Annotated in this window: 20 protein-coding genes; 11 read left to right on the top strand and 9 right to left on the bottom strand. The window is 59.4% G+C overall.

Going from position 1 to position 25,873, the window contains the following annotated elements:
- Positions 1–7: 7 nt before the first annotated feature.
- Both RIE53_03625 and RIE53_03620 read left to right on the top strand, forming a co-directional pair.
- Positions 8–919 carry a hypothetical protein gene (locus RIE53_03625; GenBank protein ID MEQ9103765.1) on the top strand — a complete coding sequence of 304 codons (912 nt, stop codon included), beginning with the start codon at positions 8–10 and terminating at the stop codon, positions 917–919.
- A 106-nt stretch (positions 920–1,025) separates the two neighbouring features.
- The gene (locus RIE53_03620) at positions 1,026–3,485 is read left to right on the top strand and encodes a tetratricopeptide repeat protein (protein MEQ9103764.1); all 2,460 of its coding nucleotides are present in this window, start codon (positions 1,026–1,028) and stop codon (positions 3,483–3,485) included.
- 3 nt (positions 3,486–3,488) lie between these two features.
- On the opposite strand, the gene purE is transcribed toward RIE53_03620, so the two are convergent.
- The 5 genes from purE to RIE53_03595 all read right to left on the bottom strand — a co-directional run bounded on the left by purE (position 3,489) and on the right by RIE53_03595 (position 9,875).
- Positions 3,489–4,013: a 5-(carboxyamino)imidazole ribonucleotide mutase gene (gene purE / locus RIE53_03615; protein MEQ9103763.1), complete on the bottom strand. Its 525-nt coding sequence runs from the start codon at positions 4,011–4,013 to the stop codon at positions 3,489–3,491.
- Between the two features lie 2 nt (positions 4,014–4,015).
- Positions 4,016–5,149 (bottom strand): 5-(carboxyamino)imidazole ribonucleotide synthase, encoded by a 1,134-nt coding sequence (locus RIE53_03610; protein ID MEQ9103762.1) that lies wholly within the window; start codon positions 5,147–5,149, stop codon positions 4,016–4,018.
- Positions 5,146–7,545 (bottom strand): DNA translocase FtsK, encoded by a 2,400-nt coding sequence (locus tag RIE53_03605; GenBank protein ID MEQ9103761.1) that lies wholly within the window; start codon positions 7,543–7,545, stop codon positions 5,146–5,148. The genes RIE53_03610 and RIE53_03605 overlap by 4 nt, the downstream gene beginning before the upstream one ends.
- A gap of 61 nt (positions 7,546–7,606) precedes the next feature.
- A complete protein-coding gene (gcvT, locus tag RIE53_03600; protein MEQ9103760.1) occupies positions 7,607–8,716 on the bottom strand; it encodes a glycine cleavage system aminomethyltransferase GcvT in 1,110 nt (369 codons plus the stop codon).
- Between the two features lie 19 nt (positions 8,717–8,735).
- Positions 8,736–9,875, bottom strand: a complete 1,140-nt coding sequence (locus RIE53_03595; protein ID MEQ9103759.1) for a prephenate dehydrogenase — start codon at positions 9,873–9,875, stop codon at positions 8,736–8,738.
- Between the two features lie 134 nt (positions 9,876–10,009).
- Between RIE53_03595 and RIE53_03590 the strand changes: the two genes are divergently transcribed.
- Genes RIE53_03590 through rsgA form a run of 4 tightly spaced genes read left to right on the top strand, consistent with a single transcriptional unit; the run spans position 10,010 to position 12,798 of the window.
- Positions 10,010–11,221, top strand: a complete 1,212-nt coding sequence (locus RIE53_03590) for an acyl-CoA dehydrogenase (protein ID MEQ9103758.1) — start codon at positions 10,010–10,012, stop codon at positions 11,219–11,221.
- A gap of 42 nt (positions 11,222–11,263) precedes the next feature.
- Positions 11,264–11,524 (top strand): hypothetical protein, encoded by a 261-nt coding sequence (locus tag RIE53_03585; GenBank protein ID MEQ9103757.1) that lies wholly within the window; start codon positions 11,264–11,266, stop codon positions 11,522–11,524.
- Entirely contained in the window at positions 11,517–11,864 is a 348-nt protein-coding gene (locus RIE53_03580; GenBank protein ID MEQ9103756.1) for a hypothetical protein, read from the top strand. The genes RIE53_03585 and RIE53_03580 overlap by 8 nt, the downstream gene beginning before the upstream one ends.
- A gap of 1 nt (position 11,865) precedes the next feature.
- Positions 11,866–12,798, top strand: coding sequence for a ribosome small subunit-dependent GTPase A (gene rsgA, locus RIE53_03575; GenBank protein MEQ9103755.1), 933 nt, complete (start codon positions 11,866–11,868; stop codon positions 12,796–12,798).
- Between the two features lie 39 nt (positions 12,799–12,837).
- Here the strand turns inward: rsgA and topA are convergent, their stop codons facing one another.
- Complete coding sequence (gene topA, locus RIE53_03570) at positions 12,838–15,498, bottom strand: type I DNA topoisomerase (protein MEQ9103754.1); 2,661 nt, start codon at positions 15,496–15,498, stop codon at positions 12,838–12,840.
- A 196-nt stretch (positions 15,499–15,694) separates the two neighbouring features.
- Between topA and ppdK the strand changes: the two genes are divergently transcribed.
- Genes ppdK through RIE53_03555 form a run of 3 tightly spaced genes read left to right on the top strand, consistent with a single transcriptional unit; the run spans position 15,695 to position 18,971 of the window.
- Positions 15,695–18,334, top strand: coding sequence for a pyruvate, phosphate dikinase (gene ppdK / locus RIE53_03565; protein MEQ9103753.1), 2,640 nt, complete (start codon positions 15,695–15,697; stop codon positions 18,332–18,334).
- A 60-nt stretch (positions 18,335–18,394) separates the two neighbouring features.
- A complete protein-coding gene (locus RIE53_03560; GenBank protein MEQ9103752.1) occupies positions 18,395–18,724 on the top strand; it encodes a hypothetical protein in 330 nt (109 codons plus the stop codon).
- A gap of 4 nt (positions 18,725–18,728) precedes the next feature.
- On the top strand, positions 18,729–18,971 hold the full coding sequence (locus RIE53_03555) for a hypothetical protein (protein ID MEQ9103751.1): 243 nt from the start codon (positions 18,729–18,731) through the stop codon (positions 18,969–18,971).
- Here the strand turns inward: RIE53_03555 and lon are convergent.
- The gene (gene lon, locus RIE53_03550; GenBank protein ID MEQ9103750.1) at positions 18,958–21,459 is read right to left on the bottom strand and encodes an endopeptidase La; all 2,502 of its coding nucleotides are present in this window, start codon (positions 21,457–21,459) and stop codon (positions 18,958–18,960) included. The genes RIE53_03555 and lon overlap by 14 nt on opposite strands.
- A gap of 86 nt (positions 21,460–21,545) precedes the next feature.
- Entirely contained in the window at positions 21,546–22,982 is a 1,437-nt protein-coding gene (locus tag RIE53_03545) for a response regulator (GenBank protein MEQ9103749.1), read from the bottom strand.
- 47 nt (positions 22,983–23,029) lie between these two features.
- On the opposite strand from RIE53_03545, the gene RIE53_03540 reads away from it, so the two are divergent.
- Both RIE53_03540 and RIE53_03535 read left to right on the top strand, forming a co-directional pair.
- Positions 23,030–24,406 carry a pyridoxal-phosphate dependent enzyme gene (locus RIE53_03540; protein ID MEQ9103748.1) on the top strand — a complete coding sequence of 459 codons (1,377 nt, stop codon included), beginning with the start codon at positions 23,030–23,032 and terminating at the stop codon, positions 24,404–24,406.
- Positions 24,403–24,729, top strand: a complete 327-nt coding sequence (locus RIE53_03535; GenBank protein MEQ9103747.1) for a DUF3467 domain-containing protein — start codon at positions 24,403–24,405, stop codon at positions 24,727–24,729. Before RIE53_03540 ends, RIE53_03535 begins: the two co-directional genes overlap by 4 nt.
- A 26-nt stretch (positions 24,730–24,755) precedes the next feature.
- Here the strand turns inward: RIE53_03535 and RIE53_03530 are convergent, their stop codons facing one another.
- Positions 24,756–25,841 (bottom strand): LptF/LptG family permease, encoded by a 1,086-nt coding sequence (locus RIE53_03530; GenBank protein ID MEQ9103746.1) that lies wholly within the window; start codon positions 25,839–25,841, stop codon positions 24,756–24,758.
- Positions 25,842–25,873 lie beyond the last annotated feature (32 nt).

Raw genomic sequence — 25,873 nt, 5'->3', positions numbered from 1 at the left:
GACCTGGATGCAAGAACATCTTGCCGAAACTGAACGCCGGTCCATGCTTCCGGTCCTGGCCGTTCTTTTCGTACTATTTTCTGTCGGATGCGACTCCACGGTGGACCCGATCGTGGAAACGGACCGGCCGTACACGTTGTGGGGATGGCTCGATCCTACGGCGGATCTGCAGAAAGTGCGGCTGTTTGAAATCGAGCCCATCCTGGTAGCGGACGACGGTGCGCCCTCCACGGCCACGGTGACGCTGACCGATTTGACGTCGGGAGCCAGCGTGGCCTGGCGGGACTCCGTGGTCCAGTTCGCGTCCGGGTCGTACGGACACGTGTTCATTGCCGACACGCCGGTGGAATACGACCGTGAATACCGCCTGGATGCGGCGCACCCGAATGGCCAGGTTTCCACGGTGCGCGTGGCCACGCCGCCCCGAACAGCCCCCCGCGTATCCGATATCCAGAATGTACGTGGAAACGTTCGTGTCCGGATCGACTGGGAAAACGCGCCCCGACTCCTGGACCTGTATCTCATCTATCATGTGACACTGACCACGGCGCGGAACCCCGAACCTGAACCGTTCAGTCTCGTGATCCAATCCGGCACCATCCTGCAGGATACGGGCACAGGTCTGGGGGTCGTGGTCGAGCCATCCCTGGACATCGGTGCGGTATATGGTGCTTTGAATGTTTCTCCCGGAGGGCTGACGGCCATTGAACTGTTGGGGATAGATGTGCGCCCGTTCGTCGCGGCAGCGGAATGGACGCCTCCGACCGGCCGGACGTTCAATCCGGAACTTCTGGTTCAACCGGGGACCTTGAGCAACGTCCAGAACGGATTCGGATTCGTGTCGGCCGGATTCGAGGATTCCTTCGTCATTCAACTCTCCGATGACGCCGCCCGGAACGCCGGATTCACCGTTCGGTGATCTTCTCCGGTGTTCGCCCGCGGTTTGAAGTAGAATACGTATTGAGGTGAATCACACGGTCACCAATGGCGTATGAACCTGACCAGGTATGTACCGGATAATTTGCATGAAGACTATGTCCCCCGCAAGCTCTCTCCCGGGCTTTTTCAATGGATGCGTTGCCGGCATCGTGGCTGCTCTTTTATTTGTCGCCATGCCGGTCCTGGCGCAGCAGGCGGATCCGATGACGGACGGCATCCTTGATTTCCGTCGCGGCGAGTATTCCAGTGCGGTCACGCATTTTGAGCGGGCGCTCGAACAGGATCCGGCGAATGCAGAGGCGCATTTCCTGCTGGCCCGGATCTTCTGGGAAACACCCCTTCGGGATGAACGCAGGGCAGGTCGCGAACTCGACCGCGCATTGGAAATCGAACCGGAAAACGTCCAGTACATGGTTGCGCGCATGCAGCAGTACAAAGCAGACGCTTCCAATTTCATTGTCGAGAAGTCCCGCGAAACGCGTCGCCGAGAACTGGCCCGGGCCATCCTGGAGATCGATCCCCAGAACGCGTTTGCGCACGAAGAACTCGGGGTTGCCTATATCCGGGATTTCTGGAGATACCGGAATGCCCTGATGTATCCGGCCCTGACATTCAACGAGTACAGATACCGGTCGCAGACCACGGTCGACCCTCTGGCGGGTTACCTGGTCGAACAAGCCCAGGATTACGACCGGGACCAAGGCATCGAATATGAGCCGACAACCGACGAGTTGATCGGTGCCGTGGAACAGAACCTGGACCCGAATTCGATTTTCCTTGCCGACGAATTCGACGTGGAGACACTCAAACAACAGGGAATTCCCGTCGTGGACATGTCCAGCCGTGCCCAGAAGGCGTACGACCGGGCGATCGGACACCTGTCGACTGCCCTGGAGTCGGACCCGCGTCAACGCACGGTCTACGACCACCTCATGGAAATCTACGCCCTGAAAGGGGAGTATGAGGAGGCGTTGGACATGCTCTCGCAGATGTACGTGTATTTCCCCGATGATGCCCAATTGTGGACCTATCTGGGATATGCGCACTACAACGTGGGCAACATGGACGCGGCATCGAAGTCTTTCGAGACGGCGTTCCGCTACATGACGGAAGAGGAGCAATTTGCCTATGAACGGCTGGATGATATCCTGCCCCGCGATGAACGCGCCGCGTATGCGGCGGACGCGGCAGCATATGCATCCCGGTATTGGACGAGCAAGGACCCGCGTTACCTCACGCCGTACAATGAGCGGAAACTGGAGCACTATGTGCGGCTGACCTATGCCGACTTGTTGTATGGTGCTCCGGATGTTGATCTGCGGGGCTGGAATACGGAGCGGGGCCAGATCCTCGTACGATACGGTCCTCCGCAGGGAGATGTGGTCATCATTCCCCGCAGTACATCGGGCGTACGGATGGGTGCACCGAGCTCAGGGGGCACGCAGAGTGATCCCACGGGAAACGCAGGGCTGGCGCTGGAAGTAGCGCGGCGTGGAACGGACATGGATCTGGGTGAAGAGGCCAATACCTACAATATCTGGGATTATGGCACGTTCAAGTTTGTCTTTGAAGATCCGTTCCGGAACGGAGAGTACCGTTTGTACAGCCCGTCGGCGTCCGAACTTGCCGATGGTAGCCTGCCGTGGGTGAACGATTACACGATCAAGGCATTTGAGACGTTCGATCAGACTCCGGAATTGTATGAGTACGAAGCGCCGGGACGACAGATCGAATTGCCCTACCTGGTATCGTCGTTTCGCGGACGTGACGGCAACTCGGACGTTTACGTCAACTACGGGATTCCGATCACGGAGGGGTACGACCCGGATCAGGACATGATCAACCTGACTGCGAATGCGGGTACGTTTGTTGTGTCAGACAACCGGAACATGCTGGCAGAGCGTCGGCAGACCATTTATGGGCTTCGGACCTCCCAGATTGTCCGGTTCGATGAGGCGAACTTGTGGGTGAACTCCGAGGCATTCGCCACACCACCAGGCAATCACGAGGTGTCGGTGGAATTCGAAACAGCCAGCGGTGGAACGGTGGCCGTCCAGCGACGTGAGGTGCCCGTTCACGATTTCTCCGGGGACCGATTGGCCCTTTCCGACGTCATGTTGGCGTATCGAATTGACGAAGCCTTCGATGGCAAACCGGTGGTCGCGTCCGATATCTACCGGAATGGATTTTCCATCCAGCCGGCACCGTGGTCGGTGTTCGGCGTGGATCAACCCATCTATCTCTACTTTGAGGTCTACAACCTGGGACAGAATCCGGACGGGACGGCATCGTACGACATCGAGGCCGTTCTGCTGCCGAAGGAAGATGGCAATCGGATTGGACGGGCCGTCGGGCGGCTCTTTGGCGGAGGAGACGCCGGCGTATCCGTACGTCTGCCGGTCCAGGTCGAGTCACAAGACGATGCCCAATACCTCATCCTGGGTGCAGAGAATCAGGAACCCGGTTTGTACACACTCGTGGTCCGTATCCATGACAACGTATCGGATCGGGACGTTGAAATGGAGCAGGATCTGTTCCTGGAATAGGGATCAGCCCTTCATCCCACGGACGGCTGCATCCATGTCGGCCACCTGGGCGCGCAACGTAGCACGGTACGTTTCCATGGCATCCAGATGGTGTTCCTGGCCGGCCCCCAGGATCTGGACGGCCAGCAGCGCAGCGTTTTTCGCATTGCCGATAGCCACCGTGGCCACAGGGACTCCGCCGGGCATCTGTACAATGGAGAGCAGGGAGTCCAGACCCTTCAAGCTCCGGGTTTCAACCGGAACACCGATGACGGGTAGGACCGTGGACGCGGCAATCATGCCGGGCAAGTGGGCAGCACCGCCTGCGCCGGCTATGATGACACGCATTCCTCGTTCACGGGCTTTCTGGGCCCATTCCGTCATTTTGTCCGGCGTGCGATGTGCCGAGAGAACGCGGGCCTCGAACGGGATGCCGAAGTCCTTCAATATGTCGGCTGCCGCCTCCATGGTCGGCCAGTCCGATTGACTGCCCATGGCAATGCCGACAAGCGGGGTGGATGCGGTCGTACCTGGATGGGAAGTGTTCATGGTCAAAGCTGGATGAGGGCTGCGGCGGACTCGGCTTTTTCACGGGCTTCTTCGACGGTATGGGCCGTAACCGTGACATGACCCATTTTTCGCTTGGGACGCACATCCCGTTTGCCATACAGATGGACGGAGGCACCGTCAATGCCGAGGGCATTGGTGTACCCGTCGGTGTGCAGGGCTCCTGCCCTGTGGCCAAGCACGTTGATCATGACAGCGGCTGGAACGCGAAGGGAGGGATCTCCAAGCGGCCAATCAAGCACAGCCCGGATATGGTTTTCAAACTGGGAGGTGTGGCACGCCTCGATGGTGTAGTGTCCGGTATTGTGTGGGCGGGGCGCCAATTCATTGAGTAGAAGGGTGCCATCCATGCCTTCAAACAGCTCCACACCCAGGACACCAACAGCGTCAACGGCTTCCGCGGCTTGAAGCGCCATGGCCTCGACCGCCGCAATCCGATCCGGAGTGAGGCCGGAGGGCACCCATACGGCGTGACAGCGGTGATCCTTCTGTTCCGTTACCACCACGGGATAGACCACGGTCTGACCGGAGGGACGCCGGGCGACCATCACGGCCAACTCACGCTTGAAGTCGATGAAGTCTTCAATCAGCAGACCATCCTCGGCGGCCAACTCCGACCATGCGGTTTCCACGTCCTCAACGGTACGGATGGTAGCATTCCCGTACCCATCGTAGGATCCTTCGAACCGCTTGGCAATCACGGGGAATCCGAAGTCCTTCACGGCTTGACGGGCATCAGCAATCGTGGGACAACTGCGCCATGGGGCGACAGCAACCCCGGACGCTTCCAGCGCGCGCTTCTGGCGTCCTTTGTGCCGGATGGTTTCCAGGGTTGAGGGTGAAGGCCAAACGGGTGTCCCACCAGCAGAAACACGTGCCGCCACATCGGCCGGTGCCCATTCGCTCTCCACCGTAACGACATCGACGTGCCCCAGGAAGGCCTTCATGACCTGTTCGTCCTCCCAGTCACCGGTGTGGGCATGTCCAAGCGACGCCACCGGCCCGGAGAATGACGGAGACAACGTTCTCACATCCAGGCCCATCCGGAGGGCGGCCATGGCGGACATCCGGCCAAGCTGTCCGCCACCCAGGATTCCGACCGTCGGGAAACCACTCATTCCGTATTGCCTCGCAACAAATTGTCCAAAGCCATTTCATCGTCCACGTAAACCTGCCGGGCCTTGGAGCCCTCAAACGGGCCGACAATCCCTGCATCTTCCAATTGGTCCACAATCCGGGCCGCCCTGGAATAGCCGACGGAAAGCTTGCGCTGCAGGAGCGACACGCTGCCCTGCTGGGCGCGGACAATGATGTGGGCGGCCTCGTCAAAGAGCTCGTCGCGATCGCCCCCCGACATGGACGACATGCCGGGTCCCTGGTCGCTGGTGGACTCCTCGATGGATGGCAGCATGTACGGTCCCGGTCCTTCCTGATCCACGATATGTCCCGTGACACGGTCTATTTCGCCAAGGGAAATGAACGGACCCTGCAGGCGCATGACGCGACTTCCGAGCATGTAGAGCAAGTCTCCGTTGCCTACCAGACCCTCCGCACCATTCTGGTCAAGAATGGTCCGGGAGTCGACCTTGGAAGCCACCTGATAGGCAATCCGTGCCGGGAAATTGGCTTTGATGAGCCCGGTGATTACATCCACCGACGGACGCTGTGTGGCCAGGATGAGGTGGATGCCTACGGCGCGCGCCATCTGTGCCAGGCGGGCAATCGGAGCTTCGATGTCCTTCCCTGCGGTCATCATGAGGTCGGCCAATTCATCCACGACAACGACGATGTAGGGCAGCAGTTTGTGCCCGGCGTCCTCATCCAGATTGCCCGTGCGGAAGCGCTCATTGTATTCCTTGATGGACCGCACCTGTGCATCCTTGAGCAGATCGTACCGCAGTTCCATTTCCCGTTCACAGGATTTCAACGTCCCGAGGGCCTGATGGAAGTCGGTGATGATGGCGTCGTCGGCCTCCGGTGGCATGGCCACGTAGTGGGATGTGATATTCGTGTAGACGGAGAGTTCGATCTTCTTCGGATCGATCATCACGAACTTCAACAGGGAAGGGGGTACCGAGTAGAGCAGGCCGGCAATGAACGTATTCACGCCCACCGACTTGCCTGAACCGGTAGCACCTGCCATGAGCACGTGGGGAAGCTTGGTCAGGTCCTGAAGAACCACCTCGCCCTCGATGGACTTGCCCAGGATGAGCGGCAATTCCATCTTGGTCTCTGAAAACGTCTTCGTTTCGACAACGTCCCGGATGAGCACCAATTCCCGGTGACGATTGGGGATTTCCACACCGATGGCCGACTTGCCTGGGATGGGTGCGATCATTCGGATGCCCCGGGCGGCCAACGCCATGGCCAGGTCGTTCTCGAGCGCCGTGATCCGGCTGATCTTTACGCCTGGTGCGGGTGTCAATTCATACAACGTCACCGTCGGGCCGACAACCGCGTCGATGCCGATGATTTCGATATTGTAGGTAGCCAGCTTGTCCAGGAGGATCTGCTTGTTTTCCTCGAGTTCATCATAATCAACGCGACGACCACCAACTTCGGCCGCGTCGAGCAAGTCCACCGGAGGCATCTCGAACGCATAGTCTCCCGTCCGGCTTCCCGGCCTCCGCGTGCGCGCTTTTTCCTCCACCTTCTGCTCATGGACGCGGATTTCGAGTTCACCGTCCTCCCGTGCAGGGTCGGGTTCCGGACGCCGTTCCGGCAGTACTGCCGGCGGACGCTGGTCAGGGACGGGCTCCGGTTGTCGCTGACGTTGCAACTCCTCCCGTCGGGCGGCTGCCTGCTGTTCCATGCGGGTTGTCTCCCGCTGCCGGGCATCGTTCCGCCGGGCGGCCTCGACTTCCTTCCGTTTCTGTTCGAGCAAGGCCTCTTGCCGGTCACGGCGGGCTTCTTTGCGCGCCTTGCGGCCGAACCACCAATCCTCAAGGGCCCGGAACAGGCGTCGGAACGTATTCTCAATCCGGTCGATGGTGGCCTGGATGTCCCGATCCACGAGGAGTAATGCGGTCACGAGCAAGAGCAGGACGATCAGGATGATGGATCCGGTAGCCCCGGCAATCCGCTCCAGCCATCCGGCCGTCCCCAGGCCCCACAGGCCGCTCCAATGAAGCAGGTCCGTTTCCAGACGCAGGGAAACCCAACCGAAAAGGACGGCCAGCATATAGGTTGCCAGCATCACCAGAACCGTGACCAGTCGCATGAATGCGGGCGCCCCGTGGCGCAACAGGACGTACCCCCATGCACCGATCAACCCGGACAGGAGCAGCACCGGGTAGCCGAGGAAGGAGGGAACGAGCAAGCGGGCCAGCCAGGCACCGGTCAGTCCAAGTGCATTATTGACGACATCATCCCCCGGACGCAGGATGAGATCCAGCGAAAATCGGCGGGCAACGCCGTCATCTGCCGCGTTGTAGGTCAGTACCGCGAGCGCCACCAGCAACCCGATGGCCATCAGGATGATGCCCAGGACTTCCTGCTTCCTTTCCGGGGACACGACGGAAGCGGATCCTTTTCCCGATCGTGCTCCGGAACGCTTTTTGACCGTGGATGCCATGCTATCGGTTTACGTGGAACGGGGGCTTTTCGACCGTGACACCGAAGGTACGCCCGCGGGCCGAAACGAGGAGTTCCGATCCCGGTGTCGTGTACTCTGGCTTATTGGGTACATACCCCATACCGATGCCTTTTGCAAGAACGGGACTTTGCGTACCGGAGGTAACGGTTCCGATCACGGTGCCGTCAGGAGCGCACAGGTCGTAGCCGTGGCGGGGAATGCCACGTTCGCTGGCTACGAATCCAACCAACCTCCGGGATGGACCAGCCTCCTTCACCGAGAGCAACGCATCCCGGCCAATGAACGGTCCGGCATCCAGTTTCGTCAACCACCCCAGTCCGGCCTCCAGCGGATTCGTTTCCGTCGTTATGTCGTTTCCGTAAAGGCAGTACCCGGATTCCAGACGGAGCGTATCGCGCGCACCCAGGCCGGCCGGGGCAATGCCGAACTCCGCACCGACCTCCAGGAGCGCATCCCAGATGGTCCCCGCCTGATCGTTCGGACAGTACAATTCGACGCCGGGCTCACCGGTATAACCCGTACGGGAAACCAGGATGTGCTCCATGTCCATGAAGCGCTCCGGACGTTCGAAATGATAGAATCGGAGATCCGACCAATCCCGTCCCGTCGCTTTCCGGAGGATATCCAGCGAGGCCGGACCCTGAAGGGCAATAAGCGCCGTGACATCCGATACGTCATGGATTTCGGCGCCCATGGGATTGTTCGCGTGCATCCATGCAACATCCTCATCAATACGCGAGGCATTGATGACGAGCGTATAGATTTCGGACGTCCAACGGTAGACAAGCAAGTCGTCGATAATACCCCCGTCTTCCCGGCACATGGCTGTATAGAGGGCCTTGCCGTCATACAGGGAGCCCACATCATTGGTGATCAGGTTCTGCACGAACGAGAAGGCCGCCGGCCCCTTGACCAGTACCTCGCCCATGTGGCTGACATCGAACAACCCGGCCCGCGTCCGGACGGCTGTATGCTCTTCGATGATTCCGGCATACTGGACCGGCATGTCGTAGCCGGCAAACGGCACCATTTTGGCTCCCAGGGCCACATGGCGATCGTGGAGGGGTGTTTTCTTCAATTCGGTGGACATGAGAACGTAGTGATTGGAGTCAAAGTCTATAAGCCCGGATACCGACCTCGGTCAGTGCTTCGACAGCGGATGTGGCATGTTCCGGCGATACGAATCCAAGCCGGAACGTTCCGCCCGTACCTTCCCGGATCCGGAGCAACTCGATATCCCGGATGTTGATCCGGGCATCGAAAAGTGTGGACGTAATGCGTACGAGTGCTCCCGGTTTGTCATCGGCGAAGACATAGATGTTGGATAGGGGATGCAGGAAGCCCTTGCGGTCGGACGGAACGAAATCACGCGTCTGCTCGGCGTCATTGAAAGAGGCCGCGATGGACGGCAGGTCAGCGTCCCGAACGGCATTCGAAAGGGCCTGCAAACGGTCAGAAAAAGCGGACAGGACGGCATGTATCTCGCGATCATTCGATGCCAATATATCCCTCCACATGGCAAACGGCGAACTGGCAATCCGCGTCATGTCGCGAAAACCACCAGCTGCCATCTCTAGCAGTTCCGGGTATCGGTGCCGATCCGATGAAATGACGTTGACCAGGAGTACGGCCAGCAATTGCGGGAGGTGGCTGACGCGGGCGGCAATCGCATCGTGTCGATCGGCGGGCAGTTCCATGATGCGGGCTCCGAGACGACCCAGGAATGAGACCAGTCCATGGTAACGAGCGTCCTCATGTGCAGGAGGTGTCAGGATCCAGGTTGCGTTCTCATACAGCAGGGCGTCGGCATGTTCCACGCCGGATTTCTCCGATCCGGTCATGGGGTGGCCACCGATGAACAGGACGGAGGACGGCAGCACTTTGGAAGCGCGCGTCGCAACAGGCTGCTTGACGGACCCGATATCCGTGATGACCGCATGGTCGGAGACCGATTCTCCGATTTCCCCCAGGATATCCAGTGCAGTACCCACCGGCGTACAGACCACCACCAGGTCAGCTCCCCGAACCGTTTCTGCGAGTGATGAACCGGCCTGGGAGATGGCTCCGGTCCGAAGGGCCATCTGCATTGTGGCCGGATCGTCCCATCCCACGACGGTCAGATCCGGAAACCGACTCCTGGCGGCCAATCCGAGGGATCCGCCCATTAGACCCGTGCCGACGAGGGCCATGGTACGGGGCCAATCGGACGTCGGTCGGAAAGAGTCAGGCGTGGGCTCGGAGGGACGCATGGGGTGGCCGAAGGCGGCAGAGGATGGAATCGCCCAAGGTACGCCAACTGCGTGGAAATCACGTAAAGTACTGACGTGGCGGGTGTGCCGTCGTATCTTTGAAACTACGCCAATCCGTCATTCCAACCATCGCCATGCCGCTGCCACCGTTCAATCCCGACGACGCATTCAATTTCGAATCCATGCTGGGCGAAGAGGAGCGCCTGATCATGGAAACGGCTCGCGAATATGCCCAAACCCGACTGGAGCCCCGTGCGCTGGAGGGAAACCAGGAGGGCATTTTCCATGCCGAGATCCCGAAGGAACTGGGAGAGCTCGGATTGCTCGGTGCCACGATTCCGGAGCAGTATGGCGGCGTGGGCGCCAGTCATACGGCGTATGGGCTGGTTGCGCGGGAGCTGGAGCGGGTTGATTCCGGCTATCGTTCATTTGCCAGCGTCCAGTCGTCGCTGGTCATGCACCCCATCCACATTTTCGGGACGGATGCCATGCGCGAAACATGGTTGCCGAAATTGGCGACCGCCGAGGTCATTGGCTGTTTCGGCCTGACCGAACCGGATCACGGATCGGACCCCGGTTCGATGGTTACGACCGCCGTACGCGGCGATGGGGGGTGGATCCTGAATGGTGCGAAGATGTGGATTACGAACTCACCGGTGGCCGACGTGGCCGTCGTCTGGGCCAAAGCCAAGGAGAAGAGCGGCGACAAAGGTGTCATCCGGGGATTCCTCGTGGACGCGAAGTCGAAGGGATACTCGGCGCCGGTGACCCACAACAAGATGTCCCTGCGTGCGTCCCATACCGGTGAAATTGTCCTCGAAGATGTCTTCGTGCCCGATGACATGATGTTCCCGGACGTCACGGGCCTTAAGGGACCGTTCTCGTGCCTGAACAGCGCCCGTTACGGGATCGTCTGGGGTGTCGTGGGAGCGGCTGAGAATTGCTATCAGCGGGCCCGGCAGTATGTCATGGAGCGCAAGCAGTTCGGGTATCCCCTGGGAGCCATGCAGCTCATCCAGACGAAATTGGCCAACATGGTGACTGAAATCACGCAGATGCAACTGCTGGCTCATCGTCTGGGTCAGCTCAAGGATGCGGGGCAACTCAATCCCGCCATGATATCCCTGGCCAAGCGCAACAACTGCGGCAAGGCACTGGAAATCGCACGCACGGCCCGGGACATGATGGGAGGCAATGGTATTACGGGCGAATACCGGGTTATCCATCACATGGTCAACCTCGAGAGCGTCAATACCTACGAAGGGACGTACGATATCCACGGGCTGATTGTCGGACGTGAGTTGACCGGCATCCAGTCGTTCACGCCACGGGGTAACGACCTGTAATGGCGCGTGCAACCTCGTCACGGCGACGGGCGTAACCGGGGCATGTTAATACCTGTACTCATCGTCGGAATCGTCTTCGGATCGGCCTTGTTGCTGGTCAAGATGGCCTTGGATTTCAAGAAATCCCAGGCCCTGGCCGAACCCGCGTCCGACGGCAGCCTCCGGACGTCCGAACTGGATGCACTCATCCGCCGGGCCGTGGACGATGCCGTCCAGAATGCGCTTGAACCGTACCTTGAGCGGGAAAAGCTGCTGCTTCCCGGCCCTGACACACCGCCAGACGAATCCGAGCACCATGCCTGAAGAAATCCTGTTCCTGTTCCTGTTCATGTTTACGATGGTGACCTCGATTGTCCTGACGGGCATGGTCCTGGGGCACAGGCGAAAGACCAAAGAATTGCAGGCGGGATCACGATCCGGTGACGGGAGCTTGACGACATCGGAACTCGAGCGTCTCATGCGTCGGGCCGTGGACGAAGGCACCGAGCCGTTGCGTCAGGCCCTAGAAGACCTGGAAGCCCGGTTGGCCGACCGGGGAGATGCGGTCCACGCGTTGCCCCCGGCAGACAAGCGTGTTCGTCTGGACGAGGAAGAGGAAGTCATTTCAACGTCGCCCATCCCCAGCCGCACGCGGACCCGCTGACGTGGAAGGCGTCGTCATCCGGTCGACCGGAAGTTGGTACCAGGTCCGTACCGCCACCGGCATTGTTTCGTGTACCATCCGGGGCAAGTTCAGACTGGATGGACGCGTTGCCACGAATCCCGTCGTCATCGGAGATCACGTCACGCTGTCCATGAACGAGGACGGCACGGGACTGATCACGGATATCGGTGAACGTCACAATAAACTGACCCGACGGGCGGCCGGTCGGCGGGTCGGTCGGGAGCACGTGATCGTCGCCAATGTGGACGCGGCGTGGGTTGTGCAGAGCGTCCAGGAGCCCAAATTCAATGGCGGCCTGGTGGACCGCTTCCTGGTGATGGCCGAAGCGTGGGAGATTCCGGCCGGCATCATCATCAACAAGGCGGATCTGATTGACGAGCGAAGCGAGGACGCCATGGATTTCTGGTCAGAGACCTACCGCGATCTGGGATACCCGGTTCTCTTCACGAGCACCCGCACGGGTGTGGGAATCCCGGAATTGCGCGACCAACTGGCCAACCATATCCACGTCATTGTAGGGCCGTCCGGCGTCGGGAAGTCATCCCTCATCAATGCCCTGGAACCGTTGGCGGATCTGCGTACGGGCGAGGTCAGTGAGCGGACCCGCAAGGGAAAACATACGACCACGTTCGCAGAACTGATTCCGTTGGGCAACGGGGGATACGTAGCTGATACACCCGGACTCAGGGAATACGGGCTCGTGGATATCGGTCCGGCCGAACTCAGTCACCGATTCGTCGAAATGCGCGAAAACCTGCACGAGTGCCGATACCCTGATTGTACGCACGACCACGAACCGGGCTGCCGGATCAAGGAAATGGTCGAAGCCGGTGAAATCGTGGAAGAGCGGTATGAGAGCTATCTCAACATCCTGCACTCCATTCATATGGGAGACAAGGACGTAGGGCGATAGGGACCGTTAAGACGCCCTGCGCCGGTGTCCGGCCTGCCGTCATTTCTTCTTCGGTGCGGCTTTCTTCGGGGCCGTCTTACCGGGAGCGGCTTTCTTCTTGGACGTGCCTTTAGGCTTGGCCTTCGCTTTGGCCTTCGCTTTCGGCTTGGCCTTCGCTCCCTTCTTGCCGGCGGACTTCTCGGCCAGCAGTTTCAGGGCAAGCTCCAGCGTGACATCAGCAACTTCGGTCCCCTTGGGCAGCGACGCGTTGGTTTTCTGATGCTTGATGTACGGCCCGTATCGTCCCTCGAACACCTCAATGGGCTCCTCCGACTCCGGGTGTACCCCGACTTTGAGGAGCGGCTTGTTGCGCGCCTCTTTCTTGACGATCAACTCCAGCGCGCGGTCCAGGTCCACGTGGAGCACATCGTCGTCCTTGGTCAGCGAAGCGAACGTGGAACCGTGCTGCACGTAGGGGCCGAATCGTCCGATGTTGGCCTTGATGACCGCTCCGGACTCCGGGTGATTTCCCAGCTCACGCGGCAATCGAAGCAAGTTGACCGCTGCATCCAGATCGATAGCGGCCGGATCCATGGTTTTGGGTACGGAAATGCGCTTGGGCTTGCCCTCCTGTTCGTCGTCGCCGAGCTGAACGTAGAAACCGTACGGTCCCTTCTTGACGAAAACAGGCTCGTCCGACTCGGGATGGATACCCAGGACGTCATCGCCTCGCTCTTTCTCCTCAATGAAGCGTGCCAGGTCCTCGGCCGTCAGGTCGCCGGGCGCGGTGTCGTCCGGGACAGAGGCCATGATCCGGTCGTCGCCTTCTCCGGTCTCCACGTAGGGACCATACCGACCGACACGCACGACGTAAGGGGCCCATTTCTCGAATCCGATCGCCGAGACTTCCCGCGCATCAATCGCGTCGAGTCCGTCTGCGACCATGCTCTCCAATCCGTTCGTGCCGCTGTAGAATTCCTTCAGATAGGGAAGCGATTCCCGCTTTCCGCTGGCGATCTCATCGAGCACGTCTTCCATTTCGGCCGTGAACCCGATGTCCACGAACTGACTGAACTGATCCTTCAGCAGGTTGTCCGTGGCAAACGCAGTGAACGTGGGAATGAGTTGACTGCCCTGGCGCCGGACGTACCCGCGATTGACAATGGTATCGATGATGGAGGCGTAGGTGGACGGACGACCGATTCCTTCCTCCTCCAATAATTTGATAAGTGAGGCATCGGTAAATCGGGCAGGTGGCTTCGTCTCATGACCCTTGGCCTCCAGATCCCTGATGGGAATCGAATCGCCCTCGGCCAGATCCGGCAGGGGGGCGTCCCGGTTTTCCAGTGCCGCCTCCGGATCGTCCGAACCCTCGACGTAGGCACGGAAGAAGCCGGGAAACACGATGGATCGGCCACTGGCGCGGAAGCGCGCCGGGCCATCGGAGGTGTCAGCCTCCAGGTGGACCGTTGTTTGACGGATACGCGCCTCGGCCATCTGCGAGGCAACGGTACGTTTCCAGATCAGATCATACAGGGCATGCTCCCGGTCGGACAGGCCAAGCTGATCCGCCGTACGCATTTCGGTCCCGGCTGGCCGGATGGCCTCATGGGCTTCCTGGGCATTCCGCACTTTGCCCGCATACTGTCGCGGCCCATCGGACAGGTAGTCCTTCCCGTACAGATTTTCAACCGCCCGCCGACTGGCCCTGATGGCCTCGTCCGAAAGCGCGGTCGAATCGGTACGCATGTACGTGATATGGCCGTTCTCGTACAGCTTCTGGGCGACACGCATGGTATCGCGCGCGGACAAGCGGAGTTTCCGACTGGCCTCCTGCTGCAGGGACGACGTAATGAAGGGCGCAGCCGGATGCCGGCTCGTCACTCGCGTATCGACATTGCGGACGGTCAGCGACGCCTCCTTCAGTTCATCCCGCAATTTCCGGGCACGGTCCTCCGTCAGGACAATCACGTCTTTCCCGTCCACCGTACCTGCGGTCAATCGCCCGGTATTCTGGTCGAAATTCTTGCCGGAGGCCAGGGGAATGGCGGAAAGATGCGTCATGGACGCCTCGAACGGTGTCGCGCCTTTCATGAGCGAGGCAAACAGATCCCAATAGGAGGCCGGAATGAAAAGGATGCGCTCGGTCTCCCGCTGCACGAGGATGCGCACTGCCACGCTCTGCACGCGACCTGCGCTGAGCCGGGGGGCAATCTTCTTCCAGAGCAGCGGGGATATGCTGTAGCCTACCAGGCGGTCCAGGATGCGTCGTGTCTCCTGGGCATCCACCAAGCGGGTATCCATGTCCCGGGTGTGCTCCAACGCATCCATGATGGCGGATTTCGTGATCTCGTGGAAGACCATGCGACGCACCGGGACACTCGGGCGCAGGGCTTCCAGGAGATGCCACCCGATCGATTCTCCCTCGCGGTCTTCGTCCGTTGCAATGAAGAGCTCCTCGGCATCCTTCAGCGCATCTTTCAGCATGCTGACGGTCTTCTTCTTGTTGGCTGCAACGACGTAGAGGGGGGAAAAATCATCCTCCACATTCACGCCGAGCCGGGACCACTTCTCCTTTTTGTACTTCTCCGGGATTTCGGACGCCGATCCAGGCAGATCCCGTATGTGTCCCATACTGGCCTCGACCCGGTACGAGTCGGGGAGGAATTTCCGGATGGTTCGGGCCTTGGTAGGGGACTCAACAACAACGAGCCGATTCATGCGCAGGGGGGCAAAGGATACGAATTAAGGTGGCCCTCTCACGCCGGGAGGGGTACATGCGTTCCGAAGGTCTTCCGGAAGGGCTTCCAGCGCAACGATTAATGATTTCTTGGCGTGACGGCCTTAGACCCGCTCCCGTGGAACAGTATATTCACTCGGTTACGCACATAATTATCACATTCGAACGCGCACAGAGATGACAGACGTCCTGAAGAAAATGGTCTATCCTTTCGGGGGATCGAAGACCGACGGCGACCGCAGCATGAAAGCCCTGCTGGGAGGCAAAGGTGCCAACCTTGCCGAAATGAGCTCCATCGGGTTGCCCGTGCCTCCCGGCTTCACGGTGAGCACGCAGGCCTGCAAGTACTACAGTGACCACGGCGGTGTTTGGCCATCGCATCTGGAAGAGCAGGTCCGGGATGGCATCCGCCATATCGAAGAAGCCATGGGAGCCGGGTTCGGTGATGCCAAGAATCCCCTGTTGGTTTCCGTTCGTTCAGGGGCCGCGGTGTCCATGCCCGGTATGATGGATACGGTATTGAACCTGGGCCTGAATGACGAGGCCGTGGAAGGACTGGCGAAACACACCGGGAACGTCCGTTTCGCGTACGATGCGTACCGACGCTTCATCGACATGTTCGGTGATGTCGTCATGGGCGTCCATCATGAGCATTTCGAGGAGGCCATTGAAGGACTCAAGCAGGAGCGTGGCGTCAGCAACGATGTGGATCTTACGGGCGATGATCTGAAAGTTCTTGTGGATCGGTACAAGGCCATTTACCGGAAGCATACCGGCTACATGTTCCCTGACGACCCGTTCGAGCAGCTCTCCCTGTCCATCAACGCTGTATTCGGATCGTGGGACAGCGATCGGGCTGCCAAGTACCGTGCCATCAACAAGATCCAGGGCCTCATCGGGACGGCCGTGAATGTGCAGGCCATGGTCTTCGGAAACATGGGTCCAGAGTCCGGAACCGGGGTGCTCTTCACGCGCAACCCGTCCAACGGCGAGAACAAACTTTACGGGGAATTCCTGGTCAATGCCCAGGGTGAGGATGTGGTAGCCGGAATCCGTACACCGGAGGACATTTCGCAGATGGCGAGTGAATTCCCGGCGGCGTACAAGCAGCTGGTTGAAGTCACACAGCGCCTCGAGAAGCATTACCACAACATGCAGGATATCGAGTTCACCGTCCAGGACGGGAATCTGTTCATCCTGCAGACCCGTTCCGGGAAGCGTACGGGTGCGGCTGCCATCAAGATCGCGGTCGACATGGTGAAGGAGGGCCTCGTCTCAAGCAAGGAAGCCGTTCGTGACCTCGTGGAGCCCGGGCACCTGGACCAGCTGTTGCATCCGGGATTCAAGGATGTGACTGCGTACAAGAGTGACGTCGTCGCCAAGGGGCTGCCTGCATCGCCGGGGGCGGCCGTTGGGCAGGTCGTGTTTTCAGCAGATGCCGCCGAGAAGGCCCATGCCGACGGCAAGAAAGTAGTCCTGGTCCGCATTGAAACCTCTCCAGAGGACGTCGGCGGCATGAATGCTGCCGAGGGGATCCTGACCTCACGGGGTGGCATGACCTCCCATGCGGCTGTCGTGGCCCGCGGATGGGGCAAGCCGTGCGTGGCCGGGTGCTCGGAGATTGTCATCAACTACAAGGCCGCCTCGTTCACGAACGGCAAGGTCACGGTCAAGGAAGGCGACTGGGTTTCCATCAACGGGACCACCGGAGAAGTCATTCTGGGTGCCCAGGAACTGGTAGCCCCGGAATTGACGGGTGATTTCTCCCAGTTCATGGAGTGGGTGGATGAGAACCGCACGATGAAGGTCCGGACCAATGCCGATTCTCCGGCAGACGCCGAGAAGGCCATCGAGTTCGGCGCCGAAGGTATCGGTCTGTGTCGCACGGAACACATGTTCTTTGAAGGCGACCGTATTGACAGTGTCCGCGAGATGATCCTGGCCGAAACAGAAGCCGATCGCCGCAAGGCGCTGGCGAAGCTGTTACCGTACCAGAAGGACGACTTCCTGGGCATTTTCAAGGCCATGGCCGGCAAGCCGGTAACGGTTCGTCTGCTCGATCCACCACTGCATGAGTTCCTGCCGCACGAAGAGTCGGACCAGGAGGAGATGGCCAAGCAGATGGGGGTATCGCTCGCGGTCGTGAAGGCCAAGGTGGCTGCCCTGAGCGAGTTCAACCCCATGTTGGGTCATCGCGGTTGTCGCCTGGGGATCACCTACCCGGAGATCACCGAAATGCAGACGCGGGCCATCATGGAGGCGGCTGTGGAATTGGCCGAACAGGGCGTTGAAGTATTGCCTGAAATCATGGTTCCGCTCATCGGTACCGTCCAGGAGTTCGCCAACCAGAAAGCCGTCATTAATCGTACGGTCGAAAAGGTATTCGAAGAGAAGGGTAGCCGGGTCGAATACCTGGTCGGAACCATGATCGAAATTCCCCGGGCCGCGCTCACGGCCAACGAGATTGCGCTCGAAGCGGAATTCTTCTCATTCGGCACGAACGACCTGACGCAGATGACCTTCGGTTACAGCCGGGACGACGCGGGTACCTTCCTTCCCGTCTACGTGGACATGAAGATCCTGCCGGAGGATCCATTCCAGTCCCTCGATGTGTCTGGCGTCGGCCAGCTGGTTGAAATCGGTACCTCACGGGGTCGCGAGACCAGGGAAGGGCTTAAAGTCGGTATCTGTGGAGAGCACGGCGGCGATCCCCGATCGGTGCATTTCTGCTACAAGGTGGGTATGGACTACGTCTCCTGCTCTCCCTTCCGCGTACCGATTGCCCGCCTCGCGGCGGCCCAGGCGGCACTCGCCTGAAACTCGCCGTCGGCCCGTCCGTCTACCTTGTATTGTACAAACCCATCAAGGTAGACGGACATGGCCGACGACAACAAGGCGAAGGAATCACGCAGTGAATCGTTCACGGCGGCACAGGCAGCGTTCAATGCGCTGACGACGGATGAGAAGCTCTCCTTCCTGATGGAGAACATGTTGTCTGCCGCGGTAGGCGGGGTCCAGAAGGCCTCGGACATCTTTGCGGATGCCATGGAGGAAGCCATCCGTACGGCGCGCAAGGCCTGTGCGGATGATGGTCCCGCGCCTGCGGATCGTGCGGGCGGCTCAGCCCCGGAAGCCGGGTCTGACGGAGACGTTGGCGCTGGATCCGATTCCGACTCCGACTCCCCGGAACAGCGGGGGGAAGGGTGACCACATGACCCAGCCCCGGAATGATCCCCGACGCGTCGTAGAGTTCGACAAATTGAACCCGGCCGGAAAAGTGATTTACGTCGCCGGTACGGCCGTTGAGGTCGCTACCGGACTGTTGGGTATTGCCGTGGGCGCGCTCGGTTTCCTCTGGGAGGAAACCGAGCGCGCCTTCAGGGATGGGTTGGGAGAGCGCACCCGGGATGGCGTGGACGATGCCCGCATCCTGGAGGAGTTCACGGATCCATGACCACGACCTTGCCCGACTCATTCCGCGGCGTGCCGCGTTTCTCGGAATCGGGCACGGTGAAGAAGGTCTCCGGGTTGGTTTCGGGGCGCTTCAGAAGCACGTGGTCGAGGACTTCTTCCATGCGTTTGACATAGATGACCTTGAGTCCCTTCAGCGATGAAGGCTTGAGCTCATCGATGTCCTTCTGGTTCTTGTCCGGAAGAATGACGGTTTTGATTCCGGCCCGCTTCGCGGCAAGGACTTTTTCCTTTATTCCACCTACTGGCAGGACCAATCCGCGCAGGGTGATTTCACCGGTCATGGCGACGGTATGCCGGACACGGCGCTGGGTGAAAATGGAAATCAGTGCGGACAGCATGGCGACGCCAGCGGAAGGTCCATCCTTGGGGATGGCGCCGGCAGGTACGTGGACATGCAGATCCCAGTAACGGAATGCATCCGGGGGAATGTTCCACGTGTCGGCGTTGGCTTTCACGTACGAGAGCGCGGCCTGGGCGGACTCCTTCATGACATCGCCCAATTGTCCCGTCAGGATCATCCGTCCCGACCCGCGTGCGACGGAGGCTTCAATGAAGAGGATATCGCCTCCGACGGGCGTCCACGCCAATCCCGTCGATACGCCCGGTACCTCGGTCCGCTCTGCGGTGTCCGAAAAGTGGATCCGAGCCTTGAGATACGTCTCCACGTCCGGTGCATCCACCTTTTCTCCGTCGGATTCTTCCATGGCAATCTGTTTGGCCACTCCGCGTGCGACGGCCCCGATGGTCCGCTCCAATTGACGAACCCCGGACTCCCGAGTGTATCCGTCAATGATCAGCTTCAATGCGGCATCGGAGATTTTCAGTTGCTGTTTTTTCAGGCCGTTCCGCTCAATCTGACGCGGGACCAGATACTGCTTGGCAATGGCGAGCTTCTCCTCCTGCGTATAGCCGGTGATCTCGATCATTTCCATGCGATCCCTGAGCGGAGCAGGTATCATTTCCAGGTAGTTTGCCGTGGCAATGAATAGCACCTTCGACAGATCGTAGTCCAACTCCAGGTAGTGGTCGTTGAAGGCGAAGTTTTGCTCGGGGTCGAGGACCTCCAGCAGCGCGGATGACGGATCGCCCCGGAAGTCGTTTCCGAGTTTGTCCACCTCATCCAGCATGAAAACGGGATTGGCCTTGCCGGCTTTCTTCATGCCCTGGATGATCCGTCCCGGCAATGCGCCCACATAGGTTCGGCGATGGCCCCGGATTTCGGCTTCGTCCCGAACGCCGCCCAGACTCATCCGAACGAATTCGCGTCCGAGTGCCCGCGCAATACTCTTGCCGAGGCTGGTCTTTCCAACCCCTGGGGGACCGTGGAAGCAGAGGATGGGCGATTTCATATCGCCCTTCAGTTTCAGTACGGCCAGGTGTTCCAGGATCCGTTTCTTGACCTGCTCCAACCCGTAATGGTCTTCATCCAGGATGTCGCCCGCGCGGCGGATGTCCAGGTGGTCCTCGGAATACTCCGTCCATGGCGTATCCAGGATCCAGTCGATGTAATTCCGGGTCACTGCATAGTCGGGTGAGGCCGGGTTGGATCGCGAAAGTTTGTCGATTTCCTTGTCCACCGTCTCGAATACATGGTCCGGCAGGTTCTTTTCATCCAGCCGTTCCCGCAATTCGGCAACCTCGCCCATGACGCCTTCGCCTTCACCCAGCTCATCCTGGATGGCCTTCATTTGTTGGCGCAGCAAATATTCCCGTTGCTGCTGATCCACATCGGTCTTTACGCGGGACCGGATTTCCTCAGAGAGTTGCATGACCTGCAACTCCTGGTTCAGGTGATTCATGACGAGCTCAGCCCGCTCGATCAACGGAATGGTCTCCAGCAGCTGCTGCTTCTCGGCAACCTCGATCTGCAGATTCGATGCAATGAAATGGATGAGGAACGTGGGCGAGTCAATGTGCTGGATGGCAAAAGCCGCTTCGCTCGGCAAATTCGGCGACAGGTTGACGATCTGGATGGCCAATTCCTTGATGGAACGGATGCGGGCCTCCAGCTCAATGTCCTCTCCCGGTGTTTCTTCGACAATGGGCGTGACCCGTGCCGAGAAGTACGGCTCCTCCTGGATATACTCTTCCACATGGAAGCGTCGCTTGCCCTGGATGACGATGGATTTTGAACCATCAGGCATCTTGATGAGCTTCAGGATACTGGCTACCGTTCCGGTCGAATAGAGGTCGGCAGGCGTCGGGTTCTCAGTATCGGTGCTCTTCTGGGCAACGACACCAATCAACTTGTCGTCTCCGAATGCATCCTTGACCAATTTCAGGGAGGTGTCCCGTCCGACCGTAATGGGAAGGACGACACCGGGAAACAGCACCGTGTTCCTGAGGGTCAATATGGGAAGCACGTCCGGAACGTCGGACGTGCTCATTTCTTTCTCTTCGTCGGCCGTGGGAAGCGGAATGCTTTGTTCCGGGTCGTCGCTCAAAACCAACAGGACGTCCTGTGACATGTGGGGATAAAGGTCGGTTACAAATATGGCAGGCCGTGTCGCCTGTACCCGGTACATTCAAAAACCAGGCCAAAGCCGGGTTCATGTCAGGATGTCGTGTGCGTGACCAATTCGGCGATGGCCTTTGAAAGGTCATCGATCTTGAATGGTTTTGTCAGTACGCGGGCGATTTCCGCCTCATTCACGTTCAAATCCGTGTCCCCCGTCAAGAGTACCACCGGCAGTTCGGGATGCCGTATGGCAATATGATGGGCCAGCTCCCGTCCGCTCATCCTTGGCATGCCCTGATCGGTGATGACCAGGTCGACGGGGTGTCGCTCAAGGACATCCATGCCCTCGGCACCGGAAGATGCGGCCAGCACGGTGTGTCCCCGGAGCTCGAGCAATCGGGTTACAACATTCCGGACCATGGCCTCGTCGTCAACGACCAGGATGGTGCGATGGATTTCCTCGCCAGGTTCAAGGCGGGAGGAGGCAGGAAGCGTGCTTTCTTTTGGCGCTTGCTGAACCGGGAGGGGGAGCAACAACGTGAATGTGCTCCCGGCACCGGGTTCGGTTTCGACCCGGATTTCCCCGTCATGCTCCCGCACTATGCCAGCGGCCACGGCGAGACCCATGCCCGTTCCCTTTTCTCCTTTGGTGCTGAACAACGGTTCGAAAATGCGATCGGCGACCTCCGGGCTCATGCCCAGTCCGGTAACCTTGAGGTCAACGCGGACCCGCTCTCCATCCAGGGCGGCCGACAGCTGCAACTTTCCACCGTCGGGCATGGCATGCACGGCATTCAGGATGAGATTCACCATGACATCTCGCAATTCCGCTGCCGAACCCAGAATGGACGGAAGGACCGGGAGGTTGTGATCGAACGTGATTTCGATGCCGTTCCGGCGAGGCTCATTGAACCAGTAGGGTCGTGTGAATGCAATGCATTCCAGGAGGAGCCCCGAGACATCAACCGGGGCAAATCCGGACCGGGATTCCTGGCGGATGTATCGCTGAACTTTCTGGATGAGTTCTGCACCGTCCGTGGCCGCCCGTTCCATGGTGCCGATATGCAATGCAGCACGCGACGCGCCTTCGGGATCTTCTGCACGCCACAATGCGAGGTGTCCAAGGATCCCGCTCAGCAAGTTGTTGAAGTCATGGGCCATTCCCATGGTCATCCGGCCGAGCGTCTCCATCCTGTGGCGCTCGGTCTGGCTCTCGGTCCAGGTTTCCGGCTCGGCCAGGACTTCGCCGCTGATGGCGACGTGCCAGGTGCTGCCGGAACGTACGGGAATGAAATGCAGCAGGACCGGCAGCGGCTCATCGCGCATGGGTCGGGTGACCATGAAAAGGGCATGCGATACGAGTGCCCCGCGCGCGGCTTCCTGAAGATTCTGTCGGGCCAATTCACGATCGGTTTCCACGAGACCGGACCACAGGTCGTCGTCGCTACCCATCACACGGGTCCAGCTGCGGTTTCGCCAAAGTACGAGTCCCGTCGGATCACACGTGGCGACGAGTAGTTCGGGGTCGATCATGTTGGGGAGAGGCCGTACCTTCACGGGAACGTTCAACGCAAAATACCATGTGGCACGACAGTATTCTTGAGACCATCGGAAATACCCCGCTCATTCGATTGAATCGGGTCGCCAAGGACGTGCCGTGCACGGTCCTGGCCAAGGTCGAATATTTCAATCCGGGACTCTCGGTCAAGGACCGGATAGGCATTGCCATGATAGAGGCAGCCGAGCGCTCCGGAAAACTCAAACCGGGCGGGACCATCGTGGAAGGAACCAGCGGAAATACCGGAACAGGCATAGCTCTGGCTGCCATTTCCCGTGGCTATCGGTGTGTGTTCACGACCACGGACAAGCAGAGCCAGGAAAAGGTGGATGTGCTTCGCGCCCTGGGTGCGGAGGTCCTGGTCTGTCCCACCAATGTGGCGCCGGAGGATCCCCGTTCCTATTACAGCGTGGCCCGGCGCCTGGCTGAGGAGACGCCCAACGCCGTCTATCTGAACCAATACGACAATGCCGCCAATGCCGAGGCACATTATCGGACGACGGGCCCTGAAATCTGGGATCAGACCGATGGCAGGATTACCCACTTCATTGCCACGGCCGGAACCGGCGGTACCATTTCCGGGACCGGTCGCTATCTGAAAGAGCAGGACCCGAACATCAAAGTCATTGGTGTCGACACCTATGGATCGGTTTACTTCAAGTACTTCCACACCCGGGAGTTCGACGAATCCGAGATCTATCCCTATGTGACCGAGGGCGCCGGAGAAGATATCCTGGCCGGCAACATGGACTTCGATATTGTCGATGCGTACACCCGCGGTACCGACAAGGAGAACATGCTCATGACGCGTCGATTGGCCCGGGAAGAAGGGCTGTTCGTAGGGCAGACAGGCGGACTGGTCGTGGTCGGTGCCTTGAATTGGCTGAAGGAACAGGCCGGCACGCTTTCGCCGGATGATGTGGTCGTGGTGCTCATGCCGGACTCCGGATTCCGTTACCTGTCCAAGACGTACAACGATGCCTGGATGCGCAACAATGGATTCCTGGACAGTCCGGCTGAAATCCGCGCCGGGTCATTGCGGTCGGATCGGTCACTGGTGTCCGTTTCGCCCGAGGATACGTTGGGTGTGGCTATTGATCGCATGGTGGAACACGGCATCTCCCAGATCCCGGTCCTGAACGGGGAAGACGTGGTAGGAAGTATGACGGAATCCGTCGTCCTCAATCGGCTCGTCAAGGACCCGCAGGCAAGAAATCATCCGGTTCGGGAGAACATGGGTGCTCCGCTCCCCGTAGTGGAGCCCGACCTCCCCTTGGAGGGCCTGACACGCCTCTTGAGTGAGGCACCGGGAGCCGTCATGCTCAGAACCGGGGACTCGTTCCAGATCATCACAAAGAGCGATCTGATTGAAGCACTTTCCAAACAATCGACCCCATGACCGACAACAAGAAGGAGCCGAAGAAGGCTGGAAACCAGCTGAATATTGAATTGAGCGAAGAAGTGGCCGAGGGGATCTATTCGAACCTGGTCATGCTGGCGCATTCGTCCGAGGAGTTCATCCTGGACTTCATCCGAGTCATGCCGGGCGTACCGAAAGCCCGTGTGAAGAGTCGCATTATCGTTACACCACAGCACGCCAAGCGGTTGTTGCACGCCTTGGCGGAGAATATTGATCGCTATGAACGGTCACATGGCGAAATTGACGAATCACAGGCGTCGAATCCGGCCGTTCACTTCGGGGTACCGGGTGGCGAGGCCTGAACGGGCCTGCAGGACGCTGAAACGGATCAGGTGCGTGTCCGGGCCAGGAGGATCAAGGAGGCGGCCAGGAACAGGACGTGAGGCAGCCAGGCTGCCGCAATCGGAGGGATCATTTCCGAATACCCGAAGGGTTCCGTCAACTTCATGACGGCCAGGTAGGAAAAGGCAATGAACAGTCCGAGACCGATCTGGACCGCCTGGCCGCCGCGGCGTCGCACCGATGCCATCGGGACGGCGAGCAGAAGTAGGATGATATGCGCGAGCGGATAGGAATATCGGCTGAAATAGGCCACCTGCGGCTGTCCTACCCGGTTGGCACCGGTTCGCTTCAATGTTTCGATGTACGCGTGCGCCTCAGGCAGGGTCATGGCATCCACGTCACCCTGGGTACGCGCCAGATCCCTGGGCTGAAGTGAAAGGAGGGTATCGAGCAGCGCATGGTTTACCCTTGTTTCCGTGCCCGAGGGATCGAACGTCCGTACGGTCGGATCGTACAGGCGCCACACGCCAAGGGAATCCACCCAGCTCATCCGGGGGGCATCAATGCGCGATACCAGACGCTGACGATCACTGAATTGTTCGAGTGTCACAGACGTGGCCGTTTGTGACGTCGGCTCGTAGAAGTTCACACTGAGCATGCTGCCTGGCTCGTTCTGCCGATGGATATTCGCATATTCCAGTCTGCGGGCACCGGACTTGGTGTACTCCTGTTCGAAGGCCAAGCGCACCGTATTGGTCGTCGGAACCACCCAGCCGCCCATCCAGAACAGGACAATCGTAAGCACCATTCCGACCGCGAGATAGGGCAGCATGAGGCGTCCCAGCCGGACACCCGATGTTTGAAGCGAGGATATTTCCAGGTGTTGGGCGAGCCGCCCCGTAAGGAAAACGGCGGCCAGATAGAGGGCCAGCGGGCTTATGAGCCGGACGATTTCGGGGACATAATTCGGATAGTAGACCAGGAAAACATCTTTCATGGTGGCGCCGCGATCCAGGAAATCGTCCACGTATTCCACGTAATGGAGCACAATGAAAAACAGGATGAGTCCCCCGACCAAGGCGAAATACCCCTTCAGCAGCCGCGCAATGATGTGCCGATCGTATATGGACATGCAGGCAAAGGTGAAAGAAACAACGAATACGT

Source organism: Rhodothermales bacterium (assembly GCA_040221055.1).
GTDB lineage: Bacteria > Bacteroidota > Rhodothermia > Rhodothermales > UBA10348 > 1-14-0-65-60-17.
This window is presented reverse-complemented; position numbering and strand designations above follow the sequence as displayed.